Genomic DNA, 1,441 nt, shown 5'->3' with positions numbered 1-1,441 from the left:
ACTGCTGGTACTGCATTTTTACTTTGGTTAGGTGAACAAATCACCGCTAACGGCGTTGGTAATGGAATCTCAATGATTATCTTTGCAGGACTTGTTGCAGCGATTCCAAATGTTGCAAATCAAATTTATTTACAACAATTCCAAAACGCAGGCGATCAGTTATTTATGCACATTATAAAAATGGTCTTAATTGGACTCGTAATTTTAGCAATTGTTGTTGGTGTTATTTACATCCAACAAGCAGTTCGAAAAATACCGATTCAATATGCAAAAGCTGTTTCAGGAAACAATCAATATCAAGGAGCAAAAAATACTCATTTACCTCTTAAAGTAAATAGTGCAGGTGTAATTCCTGTTATCTTTGCTTCTGCCTTTTTAATGACGCCGCGTACAATTGCGCAGCTCTTCCCTGATTCAAGCGTATCTAAATGGATAATTGCGAATCTTGATTTTGCACATCCATTTGGAATGACACTTTATGTAGGTCTTATCGTTGCTTTCACATACTTCTACGCATTTATTCAAGTGAACCCTGAACAAATGGCTGAGAATTTGAAAAAGCAAAATGGATACGTACCTGGTATTCGTCCAGGTAAATCTACAGAACAGTATGTAACAAAAATTTTATACCGTTTAACATTTATCGGTGCGATTTTCTTAGGCGCAATTTCAATATTACCGCTTGTATTTACAAAAATCGCTACATTACCACCATCTGCTCAAATCGGTGGTACAAGTTTACTAATCATCGTAGGTGTTGCATTAGAAACGATGAAGACGTTAGAAAGTCAACTTGTGAAGCGTCATTATAAAGGTTTTATTAAAAAAGCAAATTAATTACGAAAACACACTAGAAGTCCCAATAGCGACCTAGTGTGTTTTTATTATAAAAACTTATAATAATGGGGGTTTTGTCTTATGAGTCAAAGAATTGCCTACTATGATATTTCGCCTGATGGTATGAAAATTATGATGGATATGGAGAAATACACGAAGAAATCCTCAATTAATCGCGCTGTTAGAGAGCTTATAAAAATTAGAGTCTCTCAAATTAATGGTTGTGCTTATTGTATCGATATGCATACTTCTGACGCTCGAAAATTAGGTGAAACCGAGCAAAGAATTTATTGCTTAAATGCTTGGGATGATTGTGATTTTTATACTCCTGAAGAAAAAGTTGCTCTGGAACTATCGGAGCATATTACTCTCATTCCTACTAAAAGAGTTCCTGAAAATCTATACAACCGAGTACGTGAATACTTTGACGAAAAACAATATGTTGATCTTGTGTTAATCATTAATCAAATAAACAGTTGGAATCGAATTTCTATTGCAATGGGCAATACCGTAATAAAAAAATAACACTCAACCACCAAACGATATGCGATTGATTTAGTTACGTGTAAAATTAAATACACCCTATATAAAAATACAGTTGGTT

General features: G+C 34.4%; 2 protein-coding genes. Both read left to right on the top strand.

Annotated elements, in window-relative coordinates; all coding sequences use genetic code 11:
- The coding region (secY, locus tag KI356_RS27175; RefSeq protein WP_212937000.1) for a preprotein translocase subunit SecY at positions 1-837 on the top strand (837 nt) is incomplete at its 5' end.
- An 81-nt stretch (positions 838-918) separates the two neighbouring features.
- Positions 919-1,362, top strand: coding sequence for a carboxymuconolactone decarboxylase family protein (locus KI356_RS27170; protein WP_088078602.1), 444 nt, complete (start codon positions 919-921; stop codon positions 1,360-1,362).
- Positions 1,363-1,441 lie beyond the last annotated feature (79 nt).

Source organism: Bacillus hominis, assembly GCF_018332515.1.
GTDB lineage: Bacteria > Bacillota > Bacilli > Bacillales > Bacillaceae_G > Bacillus_A > Bacillus_A hominis.
Note: the sequence above shows the minus strand (reverse complement) of the source record. Positions and strands in the feature narration are given on the sequence as shown.